Annotated in this window: 20 protein-coding genes and 1 pseudogene; 12 read left to right on the top strand and 9 right to left on the bottom strand. The window is 38.3% G+C overall.

What is annotated here, in order from left to right; genetic code table 11:
- Positions 1 to 399: 399 nt before the first annotated feature.
- Both ACFCYJ_RS08500 and ACFCYJ_RS08495 read right to left on the bottom strand, forming a co-directional pair.
- Positions 400 to 1,543, bottom strand: a pseudogene (locus ACFCYJ_RS08500) (MFS transporter).
- A gap of 64 nt (positions 1,544 to 1,607) precedes the next feature.
- Entirely contained in the window at positions 1,608 to 2,204 is a 597-nt protein-coding gene (locus tag ACFCYJ_RS08495; RefSeq protein ID WP_376073305.1) for a TetR/AcrR family transcriptional regulator, read from the bottom strand.
- Positions 2,205 to 2,388: 184 nt separating this feature from the next.
- Between ACFCYJ_RS08495 and ACFCYJ_RS08490 the strand changes: the two genes are divergently transcribed.
- The 8 genes from ACFCYJ_RS08490 to ACFCYJ_RS08455 all read left to right on the top strand — a co-directional run bounded on the left by ACFCYJ_RS08490 (position 2,389) and on the right by ACFCYJ_RS08455 (position 12,500).
- Positions 2,389 to 3,213 (top strand): MerR family transcriptional regulator, encoded by an 825-nt coding sequence (locus ACFCYJ_RS08490; RefSeq protein ID WP_376073302.1) that lies wholly within the window; start codon positions 2,389 to 2,391, stop codon positions 3,211 to 3,213.
- Between the two features lie 248 nt (positions 3,214 to 3,461).
- Positions 3,462 to 4,475, top strand: a complete 1,014-nt coding sequence (locus ACFCYJ_RS08485) for a serine hydrolase domain-containing protein (RefSeq protein ID WP_376073299.1) — start codon at positions 3,462 to 3,464, stop codon at positions 4,473 to 4,475.
- A 386-nt stretch (positions 4,476 to 4,861) separates the two neighbouring features.
- On the top strand, positions 4,862 to 5,302 hold the full coding sequence (locus tag ACFCYJ_RS08480) for a hypothetical protein (protein WP_376073298.1): 441 nt from the start codon (positions 4,862 to 4,864) through the stop codon (positions 5,300 to 5,302).
- Between the two features lie 532 nt (positions 5,303 to 5,834).
- On the top strand, positions 5,835 to 7,331 hold the full coding sequence (locus ACFCYJ_RS08475) for a carboxypeptidase M32 (protein WP_376073295.1): 1,497 nt from the start codon (positions 5,835 to 5,837) through the stop codon (positions 7,329 to 7,331).
- A gap of 514 nt (positions 7,332 to 7,845) precedes the next feature.
- Positions 7,846 to 8,520: a response regulator transcription factor gene (locus ACFCYJ_RS08470; protein ID WP_376073292.1), complete on the top strand. Its 675-nt coding sequence runs from the start codon at positions 7,846 to 7,848 to the stop codon at positions 8,518 to 8,520.
- Positions 8,517 to 9,884, top strand: a complete 1,368-nt coding sequence (locus ACFCYJ_RS08465; protein WP_376073289.1) for a sensor histidine kinase — start codon at positions 8,517 to 8,519, stop codon at positions 9,882 to 9,884. The genes ACFCYJ_RS08470 and ACFCYJ_RS08465 overlap by 4 nt, the downstream gene beginning before the upstream one ends.
- A 240-nt stretch (positions 9,885 to 10,124) precedes the next feature.
- Positions 10,125 to 11,075, top strand: a complete 951-nt coding sequence (locus ACFCYJ_RS08460) for an alpha/beta hydrolase (protein ID WP_376073489.1) — start codon at positions 10,125 to 10,127, stop codon at positions 11,073 to 11,075.
- Between the two features lie 486 nt (positions 11,076 to 11,561).
- A complete protein-coding gene (locus ACFCYJ_RS08455) occupies positions 11,562 to 12,500 on the top strand; it encodes an alpha/beta hydrolase (protein WP_376073286.1) in 939 nt (312 codons plus the stop codon).
- Between the two features lie 265 nt (positions 12,501 to 12,765).
- Here the strand turns inward: ACFCYJ_RS08455 and ACFCYJ_RS08450 are convergent, their stop codons facing one another.
- The 4 genes from ACFCYJ_RS08450 to ACFCYJ_RS08435 form a co-directional block, all read right to left on the bottom strand.
- On the bottom strand, positions 12,766 to 14,427 hold the full coding sequence (locus ACFCYJ_RS08450; protein WP_376073283.1) for a b(o/a)3-type cytochrome-c oxidase subunit 1: 1,662 nt from the start codon (positions 14,425 to 14,427) through the stop codon (positions 12,766 to 12,768).
- Positions 14,414 to 14,905: a cupredoxin domain-containing protein gene (locus tag ACFCYJ_RS08445; protein WP_197141285.1), complete on the bottom strand. Its 492-nt coding sequence runs from the start codon at positions 14,903 to 14,905 to the stop codon at positions 14,414 to 14,416. The genes ACFCYJ_RS08450 and ACFCYJ_RS08445 overlap by 14 nt, the downstream gene beginning before the upstream one ends.
- 149 nt (positions 14,906 to 15,054) lie before the next feature.
- A complete protein-coding gene (locus ACFCYJ_RS08440) occupies positions 15,055 to 15,177 on the bottom strand; it encodes a hypothetical protein (RefSeq protein WP_255349996.1) in 123 nt (40 codons plus the stop codon).
- A 361-nt stretch (positions 15,178 to 15,538) separates the two neighbouring features.
- Entirely contained in the window at positions 15,539 to 15,994 is a 456-nt protein-coding gene (locus ACFCYJ_RS08435) for a chemotaxis protein CheX (protein ID WP_376073280.1), read from the bottom strand.
- A gap of 541 nt (positions 15,995 to 16,535) precedes the next feature.
- Between ACFCYJ_RS08435 and ACFCYJ_RS08430 the strand changes: the two genes are divergently transcribed.
- A complete protein-coding gene (locus ACFCYJ_RS08430; RefSeq protein WP_376073277.1) occupies positions 16,536 to 17,150 on the top strand; it encodes a pyroglutamyl-peptidase I in 615 nt (204 codons plus the stop codon).
- 222 nt (positions 17,151 to 17,372) lie between these two features.
- On the opposite strand, the gene ACFCYJ_RS08425 is transcribed toward ACFCYJ_RS08430, so the two are convergent.
- From ACFCYJ_RS08425 to ACFCYJ_RS08415, 3 genes are all read right to left on the bottom strand, one after another.
- Positions 17,373 to 17,693, bottom strand: a complete 321-nt coding sequence (locus ACFCYJ_RS08425) for a DUF4183 domain-containing protein (protein WP_376073274.1) — start codon at positions 17,691 to 17,693, stop codon at positions 17,373 to 17,375.
- A gap of 29 nt (positions 17,694 to 17,722) precedes the next feature.
- On the bottom strand, positions 17,723 to 18,148 hold the full coding sequence (locus ACFCYJ_RS08420) for a DUF4183 domain-containing protein (protein ID WP_376073272.1): 426 nt from the start codon (positions 18,146 to 18,148) through the stop codon (positions 17,723 to 17,725).
- A gap of 155 nt (positions 18,149 to 18,303) precedes the next feature.
- Positions 18,304 to 18,510: a hypothetical protein gene (locus tag ACFCYJ_RS08415; protein ID WP_376073269.1), complete on the bottom strand. Its 207-nt coding sequence runs from the start codon at positions 18,508 to 18,510 to the stop codon at positions 18,304 to 18,306.
- Positions 18,511 to 18,942: 432 nt separating this feature from the next.
- Here ACFCYJ_RS08415 and ACFCYJ_RS08410 point away from each other — a divergent pair, with 432 nt between their 5' ends.
- The 3 genes from ACFCYJ_RS08410 (at position 18,943) to ACFCYJ_RS08400 (ending at position 23,667) form a co-directional block, all read left to right on the top strand.
- Complete coding sequence (locus ACFCYJ_RS08410; protein ID WP_376073487.1) at positions 18,943 to 22,554, top strand: dynamin family protein; 3,612 nt, start codon at positions 18,943 to 18,945, stop codon at positions 22,552 to 22,554.
- A gap of 10 nt (positions 22,555 to 22,564) precedes the next feature.
- Positions 22,565 to 23,374 (top strand): sulfurtransferase, encoded by an 810-nt coding sequence (locus tag ACFCYJ_RS08405; RefSeq protein WP_376073267.1) that lies wholly within the window; start codon positions 22,565 to 22,567, stop codon positions 23,372 to 23,374.
- A gap of 68 nt (positions 23,375 to 23,442) precedes the next feature.
- Entirely contained in the window at positions 23,443 to 23,667 is a 225-nt protein-coding gene (locus ACFCYJ_RS08400) for a hypothetical protein (RefSeq protein ID WP_376073264.1), read from the top strand.
- Positions 23,668 to 23,916: the final 249 nt, after the last annotated feature.

Here is a 23,916-nt window from a genome sequence, read left to right as displayed (position 1 = left end):
ATAAAGTTGTTTACTTTTGAAGTAAACTATAAGAGCCTTACTACAGTTCGTGTGTAGTAAAGCTTTTTCAGTTTGTTAAAAATTATTAGATACAATGTTGACTACTTTAAAAATGAATAATAAAGATGTGCCCCTTATCCTATATTTCAAATAGATAATCACATTCTACTTTACATACACATAATGCGAATCGACTATACCACTCCTTTTTTTCACGTTCTTGAGCGATTTGGTGAGTTTCCAAGCAGTAATATCTTCGAGTGTTTCGGTGCAACTTTTTTACAACCGGTATAACTTTATTTAAAACGGTATATCTTTTTTATAAACAGTACAACTTTATTTCAAATTTTACAGAAAAACGGCTTAGTAGTCACCGGAACACATGTGACGCAGTACCCATTAATTTTCCTTCCTTTTATATAAATATGGGAATAATGATAGTAACCCTAGGGTAGCTAAACAAACGCCAATCCACAGTGGTGATATATAGCCATAGCCTTTACTAATACCTAGGCCGCCTAATGATGAACCAATAACAATACCAAGCGTAATAAAAGAACTATGAATGGTATTGATCATCGTACCATTATTAGCAGTTTTCATCACTCTCGCCACCATAGCTGGATTCATTGCTACACCAGTAAAGCCTATAAAAATAGTAGTAATAACTGCAATATATTTATTTTCAGCTCCTACAGCAAATAAAGACAATGCTACGATTAAAATAATCAATCCACTCAACAGTGTTTCCGTTGTATATTTATCAGCAAACTTGCCAATCACTATATTCCCAATGACTGTTGCACTACCATAGAGAGCAAGTAAATATGGAATACTTGCGCTTGAAAAGCCTGTGATATTTGTAAAGATAGGCGTTAAATAACTAAATGCTGCAAACGTACCACCTATAATAAACATACTTGTTATGTACGCTGCCCAAAGATGAATATTTTTAAAGCGCATGAGCTCGTCTTTCCAGTTTAATAGTTCTTTGTTTGGCGATGATGGTAGTAACAATTGAATCATAATCCCGGAAACTAGTACGAGAATAGAAACAAACCAAAAACTCGTACGCCAGCCAAAATTTTGCGAGATAACTGTTGTTATAGGTAAGCCTAGGACTGTTGCGATCATTAAACCTGCAAGAACAATAGATGCAGCTTTTCCCCTTGAATTAGGAGGAACCAATGTTGCAGAAAAGGATATGGCAACACCAAATGCTGAAGATGAAGCAATACCGGTAATAATGCGTGAAACCATCATACTATCATAGTTCCAAGCGATAGCTCCGAGCGATTGGCCAATTAAAAATACAAACATTAAAAATAATAATGCTTGTTTACTACGTATTCTTAAGAGAATTGCAGTTAAAATGGGACCTCCTATCACCATTGCTCCAGCATAAGCTGTAATTAAATACCCGATTGAAGATACAGAAACCTGAAATGCAAGAGCAAGCTCGTTCATCATACCTGCAACCATAAATTCAGATGTAGTCATACAAAAAAATCGCTAAAGCTAGTAAATAAATAATCGATGGCATAAAAACACTCCTTAAATTTATTATTGTAACGTTCGGTACAAAAATGGTGCTAAAAAAGAGCGCACTAAGCGCCAAAAATAGTTTCTAATGTTCCGTTCATAATCTGTTCAGACAACATCCGATTTTGCATCGAAACATTAAGAACACGAAACCCGTAATAACTGCTTAAAAATAAACTAGCTAATTCCTCGGCTGTTTGATTTTTTGAAATTTCGCCAGTTTGCAATCCTTCCTCCATTACTTTTTCAATTGCTTGTTTAAGAAGCTCGACATGCCGTGAGAAAATTTCTTGAACCATTACGTCATTCTTAGCTCTTTCCACACTGGCATTAATTAACAAACAACCCTTTTGATCAATATTCTCAAAATCTTCCTTTAATGCCCATTCGAAAAAATTACTTAACCGTTCTTTCAATGCAATTGGAGTATTTAACAATTCCTGCTGTTCCTTAATTCCAAACTCATGATAGCGTTCTAATACTTGTTGATATAGTTCATGTTTACTACCAAAAGTATTGTATAAGCTGCCTTTCCCAAGTCCAGTATCATTGCATAAATCCTGTGTAGAACACCCCTCATACCCTCTTATCCAAAAAGTTTTCATGGCGACATCTACAATTGAGGAATAATCAAACTCTCGGGGTCTGCCTCGTTTATTCAAATTGATCCTCCTCTCATTTACATTACTAGAATATCTTTTTTGTACTAAACGGTCAATAAAAGTTTTCAGTCAAGGAAAGTAAAAGATAAAGAGATAAAAGTATAAGTCTTGATTGACTTTGTCCTTAGGGGAAGGTGTATAAATGAATTGTAGCAAGTAACAAATAAATGAGTGAGGTGGTTTTGTGCTATCAATAGGAGAATTCTCAAAAATATGTGGTGTCTCTACAAAAACACTTCGATATTACGATGAAATCGGATTAATTAACCCCGATGAGATTAATGCTGAAAGCGGTTATAGGTATTATTCCATCGAACAACTTAAAAGGATGCTCTATATTAACCGTTTAAAATCTTATCATTTTTCTCTTGAAGAAATTAAAATGATGCTGACATTAGAAGAAGATCAATCCGAAGAAATGCTTTGTTCAGCTCTTAATCATAAGAGAAAGGAGATTCAAGAAAAACTTAAGGCATTTGAATTTCTTGTAAAACAACTGAGTCATGATATTTCAAACTTAGAAAAGGGGGTACAAATCATGTCTTACCTTGATGATATCGAAGTACAACTGGTTGAAACAAAGCCAATGAATATCCTTTATAAGCGATTGATAATGAGCAGTGATGATTATGCATCGGGATATGGTCATTATTTTAGCAAGCTGTATGAAAAGATTGCGAAGGAGCAGCTCACTTTACTTGGTAAGCCTATGACGATTTACCATAGCCCTGAATTTAATCCTGCAGGCAATGATACGGAATTCGCTATTTCAATAGCTGAGTCTGTCAAAGGAACGAGAGATTTGCCAGGTAGCCTCTGTGCTAAATCTGTTTTAAAGGGGGCTTATCCCGAATTGACTTCTGTCTATGCTAATTTGATGAAGTGGATTGAAAACGAGGGTTATGAACTGATATCGCCACCATATGAAATATATGTAACAGATCCAAATCAAGCAAATGCCCCTGAGGAGTATGTTACTGAGGTATATTTTCCTGTAAAGAAAAAATGACAAAAATCAATTATGCCTCGGCATAATTGCGTCCGGAATCGGCTTTGTGTTTGCACAAAGAGCTCCTTTCCGATTCCGTGACATCCGCCGGAGGCTTTAACTTCTTTCAGCGGATGCTTGGACACCTGCTGGAAAGTGACTTAAAACTGCATCCATCTCACTACTAGAGGTGGGAGACTTCTGTACCTGTCGCTACGCTTTCGGTACATAAAACATTTGCTGAAAGAAGTTAAAATTAGGAGGTTCTTATGCAAACAACAATAAATTGGCAATCGGTAAAGCCTGAAAACATATATATGAATAATGAAAAGCTTTCCAAGCTAGAGCAGGTGATAAAAAGTGATTATAACAATATAAATGGCATTGTTATCATTAGAAATGGTCATTTAGCTTATGAACAATATTTTAATGGCAAAGGTCGTGATGATTGTCGCCATGTAGCATCTGTAACGAAAAGTGTACTATCTGCACTCATAGGAATAGCTATTGATAAAGGATATATTAAAAGTGTTGAACAGAAGGTATTAGATTTTTTCCCTGAATATATGCCTGATGCTGATCAGCAAAAACAACAGATTACGATACGACATCTTCTCACGATGACAGTACCTTATCCATTTGAGGATTGGCATGAGCCACTAGATATGCTATGTCAACAGCAGGATTGGATAAAATATACACTCGATATAATGGGGAAAAGTGGGGATTTAGGCGCTTTTAAATATTCGACAGCTGGAGCGCATTTATTGTCAGCTATTCTTACGCAAAGTACAGGCAAGAGTGCACGAGCGTTCGCCAATGAACATTTGTTTACACCGCTAGGTATGAAAGAAATTCCGAACTATCAAATGAATGCCTATGGGTTTGATGATTTATTCGGGAAAAACGTCAAGGGGTGGGTTCATGATCCGAAAGGTCATTCGACAGGTGGATGGGGACTAACATTAACTACCCGTGATATGGCCCGATTTGGCTACCTCTATTTAAACAATGGCATTTGGGATCATAATAGGATTCTCTCAGAGACCTGGATTCGTGAATCAACAGAAATAAACCAAAACAATTACGGTTATTTATGGTGGCTACGACAAGAAGATGGACTTTCTACATATTTAGCCATAGGGGATGGAGGTAATATGATTTGTTGTATACCGAAAATGAATATGGTTGTGGCAATTAGTTCAGAATTCATCATGAATCCACGAGATAGATGGCCATTAATTAAAGAATATATAATCTCAGCGGTAATAAATAATCAATAATTTTATATATAAAGAGAGGGGTATAAAATATAAGGCTAATTTCCTTTCCAACTGGGTTGGTGCACGCTTGCTTCAAGTTTCATCTGTAACTATCCCCAACGTATCGCTCCTAATCAACTTATGACATACGTTTTAAACCCCAAACTTTGTTGATGAACCAAAAGTAATATTAAATACTTATACCAATCATATTAATCCCATTGCTCAAGATAAAATTTTGATCCCATCAGATTAGACAATAGGCTATAATAAATAGTCTATTGTATTTTTTTGATGAAGTTTTCTCTAGGAAGAAACGTATTGAAAGGCCCCTTCCTGAAGGTCGCTCTCACTACATCTTCAGTTTGAGGTTAAATTATACTTTTAAAATAAAGTGAGGGAAAGAAATGGTTAGCTACTTGGTCGTCTTAATTGTCATTGTACTTATAATGTTAAGGGAGAAACAAGTTAGACCAGCTCGATTGTGGGTCATACCGGTTTTGTTAATTGGTGTAGTGTTTTCTACTATTTCAAGTATTAAATTAACGCCTTTAAGTATTATGATATATATCAGTTGTTTAATGTTTGGATTGGGTATAGGAGTATGGAAAGGAAAACTAGAAAAAATTCGTATGAATCATACTAGAGGAATCGTAACTACACAAAGCTCTATTGCTGGTATTATTTTATTTTTCGGGATTCTTCTTGTGAGGATACTGGTAGGTCATTGGAGTAGAGAGCATGCATTGATTTCATTAACAAATGCTCTTATGTTCATACCACTTGGTAGTATTTGTTCTCGTCGCTATATTATCTTTTTGAGATACAAACAACTTATGGGTGAATGAAGAATTATATATATAGAAGTTTTTTAAATAAGTCATAGTGATTTTTATTCTGTATTTAGCTTTTCTAACGTCATCTAGCATATGTAGTGGTAACAAAACAATTTTTTATAAGAATAGTGCTTGTAGTTGAACAGAATAATTTAATTCTGTTTTGGATAGATGCAGCCTTCGATTGTCCATACTTGGCCAATGTAGGCAAAGCTGTAATTCTCTTTGTCTACTTCTCAATAAGTATTTCCTATTTAGTTTGTCCGCCAGATACATAACCACTTAATGATGTAACTTCACCACTCATGTAGTATGCAGCAGTATAGCATAATAATCCTCGTTTTGATTAAATGATCTCCTGAACTCGTTATAGAAAATCCAATATTAGGATCGAAATCCCTATACATTCTTTTCGACATAGCTTTAAATTTTTGTAGAATCCATATTTAGCTGTAGGAGTAGAAGAAGGAAAATACTAAAAGTCCATAATATACAAAATTTTCGAAAATATGATAAACTAGTAGCGTGAAAAGGAGGATGAAGTATGACTGTTCAACAATTTACTGATTATGTGAAAAAGATGCAGCACTACGGAGAAGCATTAGGTGTGATTTATTGGGATATGCGTACCGGTGCACCTAAGAAAGGGTTAGCTCAGCGTTCAGAGGTAGTTGGAACATTATCTGCCTCCTTATTTGACATGCAAACTAGCGAAGAATTAGGGGAATTACTAACGGATCTAGAGGGGCAAAAGGCAGATCTCGATTATGTTACGCTGCGTTTAGTAGAGAAAGTACGTAAAGAGTACGATCAAAACAAAAAAATTCCAGCTGATGAATATAAGAAATTCGTCATTCTACAATCTAAAGCAGAAACAGTATGGGAAGAAGCAAAGGCAACGAATAATTTTGCATTATTCCTCCCTTATTTAGAAGAAATTGTAAGCTTGCAGAAGAAATTCATTCAATATTGGGGTATTAAAAACGGTTCTCCGTACAATACATTACTAGATTTATATGAACCGGATATGACGACTGATGTTTTAGATCAAGTTTTTGGTGAATTACGTGAAACAATCGTTTCTCTTGTACAAAAAATTGCAGATTCACCAAATAAACCAGATACAAGCATATTATTTAAGCATTTCCCGCGTGAATCTCAACGTGCATTATCATTAGAAATGTTAGCACAACTTGGCTATGATTTTGATGCAGGTCGCTTAGACGATAGTGTGCATCCATTTATGATTGGCTTAAACCATGGAGATAATCGTATTACAACAAAATATGATGAGAATGATTTCCGCTCAGCGATTTTTGGAACAATCCATGAGTGTGGGCATGCCATGTATGAACAAAATATCGATGCGAAGCTTGATGGTTTACCGTTAGCATCGGGTACGTCGATGGGAATACATGAATCTCAATCTTTATTTTATGAAAATTTTGTTGGCAGAAACGAAAAGTTCTGGGAGCAGAACTACGAACGATTGCAAAAATATTCACCTGCACAATTTGGTGATGTAGCATTAGCTGATTTCCTACGAGCGATTAATATGGTGGAACCTTCGTTTATTCGCATTGAAGCAGATGAGTTAACATATCCACTACATATTATGATTCGCTATGAAATTGAACGTGACCTATTCAATGGCGATCTTCAAGCGAAGGATCTTCCACAAGTATGGAATGATAAATACGAAGAATATTTAGGCATTCGTCCTGAGACAGATGCAAAAGGGGTACTACAAGATATGCACTGGTCAGGGGGCATGTTTGGCTATTTCCCATCCTATGCTTTAGGAATGATTTATGCTGCACAATGGAAGCATGCAATGGATAAAGATATTCCAAACTTTGATGAGCTATTAGAAAAGGGAGAGCTTCTTCCAATTCGAGAGTGGTTAACAGACAAAGTCCATCAATACGGTGCACTGAAGAAGCCGTTCGAATTGCTCCATGAGGCGACAGGGGAAGGCTTAAACGCTAAATATTTAGCAAATTATTTACAAGAAAAATATACGAAGCTGTATCAGCTCTAAAGCCCAAAGCGATTTCTCGTAACAGAGAAATCGCTTTTTAAAAAGCAAAATGGTCAAGAAAATTACTATGAATGTTGTGTCGCTTTCAATGAATGTGATTTTTGTTCCAGGCTACTCGCTTTCGCTCAGGCAAAACCCTGTTCCTGCAAAATTTTAGCTATTAAGTGTGGGTCTTATGCAAGTGAATTGTTTACACTTGGGACGTGGACAGAGGCACTTTAGCGTTTTGTTCTTCTTTAGTAGCGTTGCATAAATGTCGATATCATAAGTTGTAGTAGTTATCTGGGAATTATCACGTCTGGGCAATGGCTTAAACGGAAGGATCACCACGTAGGCAGTTTGTGTCCATTTAGTATTTCCATCTATATCAAGTTCGGCGTTCCGGTAATCGAATAAGTAAACGAGGGCGCATTTAATGATATTCCAGTCCTTAATTATAGGAAGAATAGGGGTAATTCAATTTAATTTATAGTATAATGATTATTTCAATAATGCGATGGAAAAGAGGGAACGGATGCCTACTATACTGGTTGCTGACGACGACGCGAACATTCGCGAACTCGTCTGTTTATTTCTACGCAACGACGGATTCGCAACAGTCGAAGCCGCGGACGGCAAGGAAGCACTGGCCATCTACACATCAACGCAAGTCGATCTTGTCGTGCTCGACATTATGATGCCGATTATGGATGGTTGGACGTTATGCAAGGAGCTCCGAAGGGCCAATCCTGATCTTCCGTTACTTATGCTGACTGCAAGGGGCGAAACATGGGAAAAAGTGAAAGGATTTGAACTTGGAGCGGATGATTATTTGACTAAACCATTCGACCCGTTGGAGTTGTCGGTTCGTGTTAAGGCACTATTGAAACGATTCCGAATTGGCTCCACGCAAAAAATCCAGTTCGGCAACGTCATCCTTGATCGACAGACTTATAAGGTGATGAGGGGGACGGAGTCGCTCACGTTACCGCTCAAGGAGTTCGAATTACTTTATAAGCTCGCCGGAACACCCGGGCAAGTCTATACGCGAGTGCAGTTGATCGATCAAATTTGGGGGATTGATTACGCTGGAGATGATCGAACGATAGACGTACATATTAAACGTTTGCGCGAACGATTCGCGACTACAGCCGATTTTCGTATCGAAACGGTACGTGGGCTTGGTTACCGCCTTGAGGTGGACGAATGATCAAATCTTTATATACACGCGTAGTCCTGATATTTCTAGTCTCCGTAATCGGGGGCACGATCATTGCTTTTTTTGTAGCAACTTGGGTATTTGAAGATAAATTGAACGAGAATCTGCAAATCCCCTTACTTAATTTTGGTCAGGACATCGCCCGTATTTATGAGACATTACCGTTAAGTGAAGCGAACACATTCGTAAGTGGAATGAATCAGCTCAAATCCTATCATATTCGAATTTATGAAGAAACGGGTCAGTTCCAGTCTTATGGAGCGCTTAGCGGAGACAAACCTGCCACTGTGACGATGGAACAGGTGACAAAAGTACTGGGTGGGGAAATTGTTCAAGTCAATCCGAGTGGTGTTTCTACTGTTCTCTTAGGGATGCCGTTGACAACTGAAATGGGAACGAAAGCGATGTTTGTAGAACCGATTTCCCTCCCTTCCACCTCTTTTGTAATAAAGTGGATTTTGAACTTTTCAACCTATTCGTTGATAGCAGGAAGCCTATTGATTCTGGTTGCTGCCATGTTCCTAGTCAAACCAATCAAAAAGCTGACAAAAGCGACTAGACATATAGCAGGTGGAGATTTTAACGTTAAGCTGAATATTAAGCAAAAGGGTGAGCTAGGTACTTTAGCTCGCAGCTTCGAAGAAATGATGCACGATCTACAGCAACTTGAGCAGATGCGTAGGGATTTCGTATCGAATGTGTCGCATGAAGTTCAGTCGCCGCTTACCTCGATATCCGGTTATGCTTTAGCGCTCAAGCAAGTAAACCTCGCAGATAACGAGCGGAGCCGTTATCTCGATATTATCATTGCTGAAGCAGATCGGATGTCCAAGATGAGCGATAGCCTGCTAAAGCTGAGTTTGCTTGAATCGCAGTCACAGCAACTGCGGCTGGTCACGTTCAGCCTTGATGAACAGATCAGACGAGTCATCGTCGCTATCCAGCCGCAATGGTCGGCTCGCAACATCCGTTTCGAGCTCAATTTGAACGCTGTTCGCCTAATGGCTGATCATGATCAATTAAACCAGGTATGGACGAACATAATCGGCAATAGTATCAAATTTTCCAAAGATGGCGGAGTTATTAACATTAGCATCAAACAAGATATCAAAAATGTGACAGTCCGAGTATCCGACACGGGCATTGGTATTTCCTTAGAGGATCAGAAGCGTATATTCGAGCGGTTTTTTAAGGCTGATCGTTCCCATAGTCGTAAGTATGATGGCAGTGGTATGGGACTCGCCATCGTTAAACAGATCGTATCGCTTCATCAAGGCGACATCCGAGTGGAAAGCGAGCCTGGCCGAGGAACGACTGTCATTGTCACTTTGCCAATCACAACACCAACAGAGTAATTAGATTCATGTTGTACATTCGAATTATTTAAACGTCCTCGTATTTCCCAAGTTACGGCGTCATATGCAAACTTTCTTGCATGTGACGCCGTAACTTTTTTTGTTTGTTCATATTCCGTTCATATTGTTGTCATAGGGAGTACATCTTCGTCCTATAAGCTATCCTTAATGGCCCATATAAGATGTCTAGTAAATAGATAAAAAAAGGAGAAGATGAGAGTGAAACTAAAAGAAGAGGTAATGAAAATGAGGATGGGTAAACCACTTATCTTTATACTTAAAGCAATAGGAGTTATAGCTATTGCAATAGTACTTTTTCTGGTCATTATTTTTATTGTTAATATTGTCTGTAACAAATCGGAGCAAGAAAAAATAGAAACTTATGGTCAGTCTGTAACAGTAGACGGAAAAAATATGAATGTGTTAATTCAAGGAGAAGGCGAAGAAACCATCGTGCTCCTACCTGGCTATGGAACAGCGGCACCAGCACTTGATTTTAAGCTGCTCATCGATGAATTATCTCCATTTTACAAAGTTGTCGCGATTGAGCCTTTCGGATATGGATTAAGTGATGAAACCGATAAAAAACGAAGCACTGAGAATATTGTCAGTGAAATGCATGAAGCTTTACAGCAGCTTAATATTGACCATTTTACGCTAATGGGCCACTCCATTGCAGGTATCTACGGCCTTGATTATGTCAACAAATATCCAAACGAAGTGAGTGCATTTGTAGGCATTGATACTAGTGTTTCTACACAAGGCGGTATGGATGTCAAATTTCCATTAAAAACATTCGCGTTTCTCGAAAAATCAGGTCTTTTGAGATTAATCAAGAAAGTAGGTACAGACCCCTATGCTGAACTAGTATTTGATGATCAAGCCAAAGAGCAAATGAAAATGATTTCAAATAAAAACTCATATAATGCCACTACCTTGAATGAGATGGAACATATTTCTTCTAATTTTAAAAAGGCTCAAAATTTAACATTCCCTAAAGATCTGCCGCTTCTTTTATTTGTACAAGCAAATAATACGGACAGGGAAAATTGGGTATCACTGCATGAAGAGCAAGCTAAAGAGTCAATGCTTGGAAAAGTAATAACATTGGATGGATCACATTATTTACACCATAGCAAATTCAAAGAAATCGCTGAAAACTTTAGAGAATTTATGAAAGAATTAAAGTGAATGTGAGAAAGGTCCCTGATATTATCCCGCATTAACGGTCAGTAAGACGCCTGCCTCAAGTGGAAAGATGTGAACGAGTCAATTAGGTGGGCGATCAACTGAGCGTAAAAGCCCGATTGGTTCAACTAACAATCAATGGAGGATGAAGAAAACCCCCACTGATAGGAGTTTCACTTTATGCATATGTCTAAGTGATATAAAGACCGGCCCTTTAGGACGGTTTTTTCACTTTTATTTATTAAAGCGAACCCGTTCGAGATTCATATTGCATACCGTAGCATTTTTTTACTTGTTCATACTCCGTTCATATTGTTGTCATAGGGGGGTATATCTTCGTTGTATAAGCTGTTCTTAACGGTTTGTGAAGGTAGCCGGAATACACTGATGTGGATAGAAGATACGAATAGAAAATGAAAGGGAGGGGAGGCACGAGTACAGGTAGAAAACGAGCTACAATTGCCGTTCTACACCACTCGTGCAAAAATAATGAAAAAAGCGTTTAACATTATAGTTAAATTATTAGGAGTTTTAGCTATAGCAATAGTACTTTTTCTAGCTATTGTTTTTATAGTGAATAAGGTTAGTAACAAATCGGAGCAAAGAAAAATAGAATCTTATGGTCAGTATGTAACAGTAGACGGAAAAAATATGAATGTGTTAATTCAAGGAGAAGGCGAAGAAACCGTCGTGCTCCTACCTGGTTATGGAACAGCGGCTCCAGCACTTGATTTTGAGCCGTTAGTGAAAGAGTTGTCTCCTTATTACAAGGTCATCGTGATCGAGCCTTTTGGTTATGGACTTAGTGATGTAACGGAAAAGGAACGAATCATGGAGAATATGGTAAATGAAATTCATGAAGCATTGCAGAGTCTAAACATTGACCGATATATTCTAATGGGCCACTCCATTTCAGGCATTTACGGTCTGGATTATGTGAACAAATATGAAAACGAAGTAAGTGCATTTGTTGGGATCGATAGCAGTGTTCCAACGCAGGGTGATACAGATGATCCACTCCCATCAGGAACATATAAACTGCTCAAAAACTCAGGTTTCTTCCGATTGTTAATGAAACTGAGCCCTGACCAATTGGTTGCACCAACCGTAGATGATGAAACAAGAGAACAAATCAGAATCCTCACGCTCAAAAACATGTTTAATCCGAACATCCTAAGTGAAGGCGAACATTTTAGCCCTAATTTTAAAGCTGCTGAAAACTTGACCTTCCCCAAGAATCTTCCTGTTATTTTCTATTTACAAGCGAATGATACCGAAACGGAAGGATGGATACCATTGCATGAAGAGCAAGTCAAAGATTCTGTACATGGAAAAGTGATAACATTTGAAGGAGGACATTATTTACACCATACCAGATCAAAGGGAATCGTTGAAAACTTCCGAGAATTTATGAAAGAAGTAAAGTGAATGTACTGAGTAAGGTCTCTCCATGATTTTATCCCGCATTAACGGTCAGTAAAACGCCCACCTCAAGTGGAAAGATGAGAACGAGTCAACGAGGTCTAAGAAGCCCACGCCCCCAGGAAAGCGCCCAGCCGGAACGGAAATCAACCCCTCGTTTTGCCGAAAAGCTATACTTTATTATGACACCTTAATTGCATTTTTTTTCAGCAAAGTAAAAAGCGATTTCTCAGCTAGAGAAATCGCTTTTTTATGAAGATGCAAAACAGTGTTACCAAAGCTTATAGCCTTTAGAGCCAGGAGGGGAATTAGAAATAATATCGATAATTGGAATAGTATAAGCAAATAAAATTAATGCTACTAAAATAACTAGCCATACTTTAAAGTTCTCTAAGATAGCTGGTGTCGTACCACCATTTTCATGTACCTCACCAACAGGGAATTCTTCTTCGCCTTTCGGTGCAAACCATGCTAATTTCACCACAATATAAAGAATGAGTAAGATAGCGATGAACAGAATTGTGCCACCGACTGCTTGAGCGATTTGATAAGGAATCCAATCATAAGCTTGTTGAGCACCGCCATACTCAGAATAATCAGATCGACGAGGTGCACCGAGCAGACCAGCGATATGCATTGCGGAAGACATAATCGTCATCCCAGCAGCCCATAAAATAGCGGCAAAATTACCAAGATTATTTAAAGACTTTGTCAGTGTACGACCTGTTAAATATGGAATTAACCAAAATGCAGCACCAAAATAAGTTAATACGGCTGTTGTTGCAATCGTTAAATGGAAGTGCCCTGTAACCCAAATAGTATTATGGATTAATTGGTTCATTTGGTAAGAAGCATTGATGATACCGCCTGCACCACCAGGAATAAATGCTAACATACCGATAAATGGCACGAAGAAACGAGCATCTTTCCATGGTAATTTTTTAAGCCAGCCGAAAAGCCCTTTCCCACCTAATTCACGACCGCGTAATTCAAACATTGCAAACATCGAGAAGGCCGTCATTAAGGATGGTACGATTACCGCAAATGTTAAAACAACTTGTATGAATTTCCATGTACTATCAATACCTGGCTCTGTTAATTGGTGATGGATCCCAACGGGTACAGAAAAAATTAAGAACAGCATAAATGACAGTCTTGCTAAAGAATCAGAGAAAATTTTTCCTCCAATAACCTTCGGAATAATGACATACCAAACCATGTATGCTGGTAATAACCAGAAGTACACAAGAGCATGACCGAAATACCAGAACAATGTGCGGGATAGTGCTACATCAACACGTTCGATAAAGCCTAAGGACCATGGAAGTAACTGGAATAGAACAGAAACAGCTACACCTAGAGTTGCTACGAACCACATTAAATTATTGACAACAACCATAAATGACAGTAATGGGCTTCGTTGTCCGCTACCTTTGTTTTCTTTACGCCACTGTGCATAACGTAAAACTTGACCTGCGCCGCCAACCCAAGAACCAACAACGACTAATGTAAGGCCTAAATAGAATATCCAGTGAGCTTTCAGTGGAGCATAGAACGTATATAAAACAGATGCTTCGTTCAGTAGAACCATTACTGCAGCTGCTGCTGTACCAATAGTCATTAACCAGAAGCCAATCCAGCCAAGGCGACGTTGACCATCTGAAAAAGTCCCTGACGTACGACTAACACTGGCAATTTGGAAACCGTAAATAAAGAACGTTGTTAAAATAAGACCGAGTAAAACACCATGTACAGTTAAAACTTGATAGTAACCAATGCCTGCTGGTAATGTAAATTGACCAGAACGAACGAAAACCTGTAATAAACCTGCAAGACCCCCTAATAATAATGCGATGAATGCCACGTAAATATGTGCCATTGCTAGCTTCGCATCACGACGATCCACTTTTGTCAAATTATTATTGAGACTCATTTGGATCCACCACCTTTAGCATAGAGTGCATCATCGTATGTCCTGTACCACAATATTCGTTACATACGATTAAAAACTCTCCTACTTTATTTACTTCTGTCACATATTCAGAAATGTAACCAGGTTCAAGCATCATATTAATATTTGTACCTGCAACTTCAAAACCGTGCATAACATCCGCACTTGTTGCGATAAATTTCACCTTAGCTCCTAGAGGAACTTCAATTTCTGGCGGATTGTAATTAAATGCTGATGCTAAAACAACCACTTCATAGTCCCAATCCTTACCTTCTACTTTGTGAACACCAGGATTATCGAAGGGAGGAAATTCATTTACTTTCTCATAATCTAGTGTTTTTTTACCATTGTTCGGATGTGAGCCTTGATGAAATGCACCAATGCCGAGAATGATAAGGAATGCTACTAAAGTAGTAACTCCGAATACAAGCCAATACTTCTCATACTTATGTAAGTGCATATGTCTCTGTCCTTTCTTAGTAGAATCAATTATGCCTCGGCATAATTGCGTCCGGAATCGGCTTTGTGCTTGCACAAAGAACTCCTTTCCGATTCCGTGTCATCCGCCGGAGGCTTTAATTTCTTTCAGTGGAAACCCGCTGAAAGAAGTTAAAAACGATTGATGAACAAATCGAAGCAGTACGCCCAAAGCAAGATAATAATGATTCCTACTCCAAATACTGCATAGAGTGAACCTTTTAAATTTTCATCTGACTTTTTTTTATTTGCCATTTTTGCTCCTCCTTCGCTTTTATTGTGTCTTTCTTATTGCCATGATATATAAATAAATTTCTTTTTGATGTGAAAAAAATCACACATCTTGGCGGATTATGTGAAAAAAATGTGAAAGATTGAGGAGGTGATAAAAAAAAGCCACCTCAATAGTCATTGAGATGGCCGCATTTGGATTGAAAATGAAGTGATTTTTATTGAAATCTATTATTTTTCAAGAAATTTTACTATTTGAAATTTAGACTGAGCCTTATGGGTTATCCTCCGTTTATTAAAGAGAAAGAGAATGACAAAGCGTGATCATAAATATTTATGTATGGGCATAGGATGTATCAGTTGAATTGTCCAAAATTCTAGAACTCTATTCTTCTTCAATTGTTAAAAGAACTGTCAGTGGACCAACGTCTGGAATTGTGACAGGGAGTATAAAGGCCTTTTCAAAGCCATATAATTTTGTGTTACCAACCATCACTGTAGGCGGTGTGATATCAATCTCCAAGCTTTCTTGTCCTACGGTAGTACATAGATTTCCTGCGATCATATTTCCAAATTCCCCTGTAAAGGATTCCAACATTTCTCCTTCGAGAGGCATACCAAACATCGTATTGCCGATGCCACTAAATGTCTCAGGAGAAGAATCAATAATTACTCGGCCCTTTAAATCTCCTATTAAACCAATTAAAACGCCCATTTGCTGTTGTTGAAATGGTTCAGAAATAATACTCGGCGTTTTCACTTCTATATCCATAGGTAGAATAGACTTTAAAGCGTGAATTGTCCCGTTTAAAATAGTTTGAAAGTACTTCGAATTACTCATCTTTACCGCATCCTTTTTCCGACTTTTCTACATCTTACCATGTTAAATGGGTAAGATGAAAGTATGTCTTGACGAATTAATGGGAAATTTATATTATATTAATGAGAATGATTTTCAAAATCAATAAATTAACGATTAAGTCTTTTTGAACATAAATTTTTATATAAAAAGGAGCGGTCAGCGATGACATTTGTATTTATTGGAGCAGCGGTGGTTATCTATCTTGGGGTTGGAAAACACGTCATGAAACAGGCGACTGCACATTTAAAATAAGAGAACAATCAATAACGACAATTTTCATACAAGTAGAGCATGGTCTAAGCAATTTTGAGATCATGCTTTTTTTATACGAAAATATTTGTCTTTCATACTTTCGTGGCAATCAAGAGAAAAAGAATAGTTTGTTTTTTCTGAAATATGTTGAAAATGAGAATTGTTTTTTTGTAGTATGGTTACGAGGCGATCAGTATCTGTCCAGTAAATAACAAATAAAAATGGATGGGCAATCAAGCAGCGTCCTATAGAAATTTAGGTGAAGAAAATGACAAAGATATTATTAACAGGGTTTGTGCCATTTCTTGAGTATAAAATGAATCCAACGATGCAAATTGTTGGAAATTTAAATGGGGAAAAGATGGGTGGCTATGAAATTGTAGGACGCATTTTGTCTGTAGATTTTCAGCAATCTGCTCAGCAGCTGAAACAACACATTGCTGAGATAAAGCCACAAATCATTATTTCATTAGGATTAGCTGGAGGGCGTTTTAAAATAACGCCAGAGCGAATTGCGATTAATATTAAGGATGGAGAAGCAGATAATGATGGTTATACACCAGTAGATGAGCGCATTTATGATGATGGTGTAGATGCCTATATCACGAATTTACCTATTAGAAATATGGTAAATCGATTATGCAAAGAAGGGTATCCAGCGGAAATTTCAAATACGGCAGGTACCTATTTATGTAATAACATTATGTATGAAGGTCTAGTTTACGCGAAGCAACATAAAGAGGTCCGTGCTGGATTTATTCATATTCCTGCATCATTTGAATTGGCGATTCAGCATGGAAAAATACCGGGATGGAATATCCAAGATTTAATCACGTGTATTAGGCTCTGTATCGAGGAGACAATTCGAGCAACAAATGATTGATTTTCCTCATACGATGTGGATTAACCAAGGCCCACATGCACTGGATTATGCCAAAAAAATTTATGAGTTAAAGTAAAAAAGTAGAAATGGATGCCCTAGAATGTAAATCATCATTTTAGGCATCCATTTTTATTTATATAAAGTTGATTCATTTATTAATGAAACAATTTATTTGAAAATAGGATTGATTCGATAACAACATACTCCAATTTATTTAGATGTTTATAGTGTAGTTACTAATTCTACAGCCTCAATAATAATTGGTGTTCCAGCGGATAAAGTACCTGTAACAGTATTAAACGTTAATTCTGTTGCAGAAACTGTATAGGAACCGCCTTCCTGTAACACACCATTTATATATAAATTGTAGTAGCCGTTTGTGACGATTGGAAAAGTAGTTGCTGCAATACCGCTATCATTTAAAAAGGTAGTAGCGGCAACTGTTGTACCATCAGTAATCGTTAATGGCGTAGCTAAAACATTGAAAAATCTTGTCGAAGTACCTGTTACATTTACATGAATATTAATAATAGAAAGTGCCACTTATTTTCACCCCCTTTCAAGGTTGTATCTTACTGTGTAGAAAAACCTATTGATTCTATGATGATTGGAGTACCTCTATAAATTGTTGAATGATCTGGACTCAAGATTAAAGAGGTTGGAGCTAATGAATAAATTCCACCTTCCTGCATGACGGCATTGATATAAAGATTAACGTAGCCATTCGGATTGAAAATCTTAAATTCAGTTGCTGGGTTCCCATCATCATCCCAAAATTGGCTAGCAGGTAGAGTCGCCCCATTCGTCAAATTGATATCTGATGTAACAATATAGAAATATCTATTTACTGTAGGGATGATATTTCCACTAGGTTCAACGACTGGGGGAGGGTCTACCGAAGGAATGGTACTAGCTTTTATACGAGGCCAAATAAACCGATCTTCACACGCACACTCACATTCTTGCTCGATTTTTCGGTGATTCCTAAAGTTCACCATTTTTTATCACTCCATTTAATTATTGATACCCTCCATGTTGTATGGCAATCGCATACCAAACTTTTTCAAAACTTAATTTTCCTTACCTTAAAATATGAAGGAAATTATCATTTGCATAGTTGCATATCCATTTTGAAATAGAAATTAATAGTTTTTTAGAAAAATATTGCCCATAACGTGTGGTTGATTTCCGTTCCGGCTGGGCGCTTTGTAGCTGCCGCTTTGCTTTCGCTACAGAAAACATTTGTTGCTGACGCTTCGCTTTCGCACAGATAAAACATTTGTTGCTGACGCTTCGCTTTCGCGCAGAGCAAAGCTTCCTGGGGGCGTTCGATGAGCCGCCCAGCCTCCACTACAATCAACTTATATACACGGCATAGGGTTTAACAAACAACATTCCCTATTAGTAATGAGCCTGAATAATGCTTTGTTTTTTTTGATTAAACAGGGCGATATGGATGAATATGGCGTCTGAAACCCCGATATCTATGCTTTTTAAAGTAAATTAGTGTTATACTTTGCGTGTCGAATAAGGTAGAATATTAATTATGACTATCTTCATTCAGAAAAACTACCACCTCTAAAGTGGTAAGATGAACCCGGATATAGTTCCTTTCTAAACATTACTGAATGAAGATAAAGCCTCCGGCGGATGTCACGGATTTTTAAAGGAGTGAATTGTGCTCGCACAATTCAAAATCCGGACGCATTGTTTATCTGTGCGAAAGCTAAGCGACAGCAACAATTACGCCAAGGCGAAATTGATTAATATGAATAAAGGGGTTACTGGTTTTATGAATGATTTTGAACAACAGTTGGAGGCGCTATTAAAGCAAGCCTCATTACAATACATAATTTATCAGCATAATGGTGATACAGAGCGTATGGATAAGACATCACTTTTTGCACGTAAAATACAGCAAAAAGAATATGTTATTGGCTTTGCGGGCCATTTCTCTGCTGGTAAATCGAGTATGATTAACGCTCTATCTGGTGAAGATTTACTTGCAGCAAGCCCTATTCCAACGAGTGCTAATATCGTGAAAGTCCATAAATCAGAAGAAGACTTTGCGGTAGTCTACATGCATAATGAAAAGCCTGTGAAATTTGAAGCAGGCTATGATTTTAAAACAGTGAAAGAGCTTAGTAAAAATGGGGACCTAGTGTCACAAATTGAAATTGGTCATAGTACATCGACATTACCACTAGGTGTCACTGTTATGGATACGCCAGGTGTCGACTCGACAGATGATGCACACCGGATGTCAACAGAGTCAGCTCTTCATATTGCTGATATGGTATTTTATACAATGGACTACAATCACGTGCAATCGGAATTGAATTTTCAATTTACAAAGCAATTAATGAAGTACAATCCAAACGTTTATTTAATCGTTAACATGATTGATAAGCATAATGAAAATGAATTAAGCTTTGAGGAATTTAAAGCAACAGTTCACAATTCCTTTGAGGCTTGGGGGGTAGTACCGAAGGGCGTATTTTTCACTTCGTTAAGAGAGCCTGAGCACCCTTATAACGATTTTGAGGTCGTAAAGAAAATCGTTATGGATAGTATGAATGATTGGCAGGATCAACTTGTACAGACTGCATCAAATACGCTACGTTTATTACAAAGTGAACATGACAATTATTTAACGGAAGAAAGACAAGACCGTTTAGACATCGATGAAGATGTATTAAGTGCCGATGACTGGGCAAACCATAAAGATATTTTAGAGCAGTATAATAAGCTAAATCGTCAAGTTGAATTGTTCTCAGTTGAGGCATGGAATGAAACATTCGAAGAGCAACGTAAAGAGTTACTTGCGAATGCAGCCATTATGCCAGCAGATTTACGCGATAAATTACGTCTGTATTTAGAAAGTCAGCAGGACGGCTTCAAAGTAGGGGGCTTATTTACTGCTAAGAAAAAAACAGAGGAAGAGCGTAACCGTCGTAAAGAGGATGCCTATAGCGCCTATCAAAATGTTGTGCATGCACAGATAACTGGACATTTAAAAGGCCTAATGAAAAAGGTGATAAAGGATGTTGGTGCGTTAAATGAAGAACGTGCTACAGCTATTGATGCCTACGTCTTTGATTTACCATTCTCGCTTATTGAACAGCAAGTACAAGTTGGCGCACTTTTAACGGGAGATGCTGTGCTGAATTTTGCCAACCGTGTGGCAGAGGCGACTAAGCGTTACTATATCCAGGAAACGGATAATTGGAAGGATGCACAAGCAGCAACTTTAGAAGCGGTGGCTACCGAAACAGCTGCTCCATCTAAATTAAAAATGGCTGGGATGCAAGCGAAAGTTGATGCCATTCAAGCAGTGCTTGAAATCGAGGGTTATCAGCAATATAGTGCAAGTATTATGCACCAGGCAAGTAATGAAATACGTAAAATAGCAAATCAACAGCTGACAAATTGGGATCATGCCTTTAAGCAAGATTTAGCAGATATTCGATTATTTGATGAATCGATGTTAAAGCCTAAAGAGGAAGCGTTACTACAGGAAGAGGCACAGCAAGTAGTTAGTGCAACAAGTCTTCCTATTGAAGGTGTAGTGAAGCGTGCACTTCACACGGCAACTGCTGTAAAAGATGTACAAGGCTTTGCGGAAGTAGCAACTTACTTAGAAAATAAAGTAGAACGATTACAGAAAAAGGACTTCACAATCGCGCTTTTCGGTGCATTTAGTGCAGGGAAATCCTCGTTCTCTAATGCTTTAATGGGTGCAAAGGTTTTACCTGTATCACCAAACCCTACAACAGCGGCTATTAATAAAATTCGTCCTGTGACACCAGAGCATCCGCATGAAACAGCAGATGTACTGTTAAAAACAGCTGACCAAATGCTAGAGGATATTCAAGCTTCATACGCAGCAGTTGGTTTATCAGTTTCTTCTTTAGAAGAAGCATTTAGTCGTGCAGATGAGGGACTTGCGGTACAGCTATCGGACGAACGCTTAAATGTGCATAAATCATTTATTCGTGCATATAAAGAAGGATTCCCAACATTTAAGTCTGAGCTTGGAAAAGTATTACGAGTTAACCGTGAAGAATTCGAAAAATTTGTTGCGCAGGAAAATAAATCATGCTTTGTCGATAATATTGATTTCTATTATGATAGTCCGTTAACACGCATGGGTGTGACACTTGTTGACACACCGGGAGCAGATTCTATTAATGCGCGTCATACAGGTGTAGCATTCGAATATATTCGTAATGCTGATGCAATCTTGTTTATTACTTATTATAATCATGCTTTTGCTAAAGCAGACCGTGAGTTTTTAATCCAGCTTGGTCGTGTGAAGGATGCCTTTGAACTTGATAAGATGTTCTTTATCGTCAATGCGATTGATTTAGCGACAACAGAAGAAGAACAGGAAGATGTAAAAGGCTATGTACGTTCAGAATTACAACGCTTTGGCATTCGCTTCCCTCGACTTTACGGTGTGTCAAGCTTATTGGCATTAAAGGAAAAAGTAGAGGGTGCTGATTTAACATCTGGTATGCCACCTTTCGAAGATGCTTTCTACACATTCTTAAATGATGAATTAAGTGCATTGGCTGTCCAGGCACTTGCAGAGGAAGTCGATAAAACGGAGCAGCGTTTAGGTGACTTAATCGCGCAAACAGAAGAGAACTTAAAGCGTAAGGATGAGCGTTTAGAGGAATTAACAACTCTTGAACAGCATGTGAAATCGAAGTTCAATTCGCTGAATACAAGTATGGTAGAAAGTGAAACGAAGCAAGAGCTTGATGAATTACTGTATTATGTTCTTCAGCGTGTGTACTATCGTTACCCAGAGTTCTTTAAGGAAGGCTACAATCCGTCAACATTTGCAGCAATGCCGGTTCAGCAAGCATTAGAGCATGCTTTAAAGGAAGTAATGCAAAGTTTACGATTTGACTTTACACAAGAAATGCGTGTAACAAACTTCCGTTTATCACAGTTTATTAGTAAGAAAATGCAACTGCGCTTTAAAGATGAAGTACGTGAGCTGAAAGAATTAAATCGTAGCTTCTCGTTCTTAGCGTTTGAATCTTCTGAGCCGGATTTACTTAATTTTGAAGGACCATTTACAGATATCACTAAATATTCAGGTGTGAAATCACACTTCCGCAATCAAAAGGCATTCTTTGAGAAGAATGAAAAAGTGAAGCTAAGTGAGGCGTTAGAGGTATTAACAAAACCAGATGCGCAAAATTATTTAGATTCACAGAAAGTATCTATCATGGCATGGGCGATTACTTATATTGCTGAGGAAGCAGAGAAATTACGTCTGCATATTTACCATCAGGCACTTGAACAAATTGCAACAGAAAGACTTGCACTTCAGGAAGAAAGTCGTTTAGCTTCTTGGAAAGCTATTTATGCTCAATTACAATACGCATGAGGTGATTCATTTGGGAAAAGTATTCAAATCAGTTGAGGAAATTCAGTTTGATGAAGTCCGTTTCATAGATGCTCGCTTTGATTTACAAAACAAAGAGGCGGGTAATAAAACATTTGAAGAGGGACATGCACCAGGAGCGATTTATATCGATCTAGAGCAGGATCTATCAGATATGGGATCCAGCGATGGTCGCCATCCTATGCCAAATAAGGAAAAGCTATCGGCATTATTTCAAGGATTGGGATTAAACTATGAGGATCAAATTGTCGTTTATGATCAAGGAGCTGCTCCATTTGCACCACGTGCTTGGTGGATGCTGACATATGCGGGCTTTCCGAATGTAGTAATTGTGAATGGTGGCGCACCTGCTCTCGAGGAAAAAATACCTTTCACAAAAGACATTATCAAATATCCACCGACTACGATTGAATTTATTTGGCGAGATGAACTATATGCTCCACGTGAAGCAGTGAAAGCAATTATAGATGGAGAAGTTAATGCGACATTGCTAGATGCACGTGCCGCAGCTCGCTACCGTGGTGACGTGGAGCCTCTTGATATGGTAGCTGGGCATATTCCAACAGCGAAAAACTTTGACTGGGAGCAATTAAAGTCAGATGGCCGCTTGCAAGCCAATGCTGCATTACGCAGCAAGGTTACTCGCGACGAGCACGTTGTTGTGTATTGCGGCAGCGGTGTTACAGCATCACCATTGTATGCTGTGCTAGCAGATGAAGGTTATGAAAATATTCAACTGTATGTAGGCAGCTTTAGTGACTGGATTACACAATATGATGTAGAAAAAGGGACAAATGAATAAGTGATTCAAGAAGAAACGCTCACTTTGGTGGGCGTTTTTTTACTTTTTTTTGAGTGGAAGGGCTAGTATTGTCGAAGCGACGGAAAGTATGGTCAGAGCGACGGATAGAGCAGTCGAAGCGACGGAAAGAATCGTCAGAACGAAGGAAAGCGGACGAAGTGACGGATAGAGTGGCAGAAGCGACGGAAAGAATGGTCAGAGCGACGGAAAGAATAGTCAGGGCGACGGATAGAGCAGTCAAAGCGACGGAAAGAATAGTCAGAACGAAGGAAAGCGGACGAAGTGACGGATAGAGTGGCAGAAGCGACGGAAAGAATGGTCAGGGCGACGGATAGAGCAGTCGAAGCGACGGAAAGAATCGTCAGAACGACAGAAAACGGACAAAGTGACGGATAGAGTGGAAGAAGCGACGGAAAGAATAGTCAGGGCGACGGATAGAGCAGTCGAAGCGACGGAAAGAATGGTCAGGGCGACGGATAGAGCAGTCGAAGCGACGGAAAGAATCGTCAGAACGACAGAAAACGGACAAAGTGACGGATATA

Source organism: Lysinibacillus sp. NPDC056232 (genome assembly GCF_042267565.1).
Taxonomy (GTDB): Bacteria; Bacillota; Bacilli; order Bacillales_A; family Planococcaceae; genus Lysinibacillus.
Note: the sequence above shows the minus strand (reverse complement) of the source record. Positions and strands in the feature narration are given on the sequence as shown.

Excerpts from the sequence above, each read along its gene's own strand:
- ACFCYJ_RS08485 (WP_376073299.1), top strand. The coding sequence starts at position 3,462 with ATGCAAACAACAATAAATTGGCAATCGGTAAAGCCTGAAAACATATAT.
- ACFCYJ_RS08480 (WP_376073298.1), top strand. The coding sequence starts at position 4,862 with ATGGTTAGCTACTTGGTCGTCTTAATTGTCATTGTACTTATAATGTTA.
- ACFCYJ_RS08475 (WP_376073295.1), top strand. The coding sequence starts at position 5,835 with ATGACTGTTCAACAATTTACTGATTATGTGAAAAAGATGCAGCACTAC.
- ACFCYJ_RS08470 (WP_376073292.1), top strand. The coding sequence starts at position 7,846 with ATGCCTACTATACTGGTTGCTGACGACGACGCGAACATTCGCGAACTC.
- ACFCYJ_RS08465 (WP_376073289.1), top strand. The coding sequence starts at position 8,517 with ATGATCAAATCTTTATATACACGCGTAGTCCTGATATTTCTAGTCTCC.
- ACFCYJ_RS08460 (WP_376073489.1), top strand. The coding sequence starts at position 10,125 with ATGAAAATGAGGATGGGTAAACCACTTATCTTTATACTTAAAGCAATA.
- ACFCYJ_RS08455 (WP_376073286.1), top strand. The coding sequence starts at position 11,562 with ATGAAAAAAGCGTTTAACATTATAGTTAAATTATTAGGAGTTTTAGCT.
- ACFCYJ_RS08450 (WP_376073283.1), bottom strand. The coding sequence starts at position 14,427 with ATGAGTCTCAATAATAATTTGACAAAAGTGGATCGTCGTGATGCGAAG.
- ACFCYJ_RS08445 (WP_197141285.1), bottom strand. The coding sequence starts at position 14,905 with ATGCACTTACATAAGTATGAGAAGTATTGGCTTGTATTCGGAGTTACT.
- ACFCYJ_RS08440 (WP_255349996.1), bottom strand. The coding sequence starts at position 15,177 with ATGGCAAATAAAAAAAAGTCAGATGAAAATTTAAAAGGTTCACTCTAT.
- ACFCYJ_RS08435 (WP_376073280.1), bottom strand. The coding sequence starts at position 15,994 with ATGAGTAATTCGAAGTACTTTCAAACTATTTTAAACGGGACAATTCAC.
- ACFCYJ_RS08430 (WP_376073277.1), top strand. The coding sequence starts at position 16,536 with ATGACAAAGATATTATTAACAGGGTTTGTGCCATTTCTTGAGTATAAA.
- ACFCYJ_RS08420 (WP_376073272.1), bottom strand. The coding sequence starts at position 18,148 with ATGGTGAACTTTAGGAATCACCGAAAAATCGAGCAAGAATGTGAGTGT.
- ACFCYJ_RS08410 (WP_376073487.1), top strand. The coding sequence starts at position 18,943 with ATGAATGATTTTGAACAACAGTTGGAGGCGCTATTAAAGCAAGCCTCA.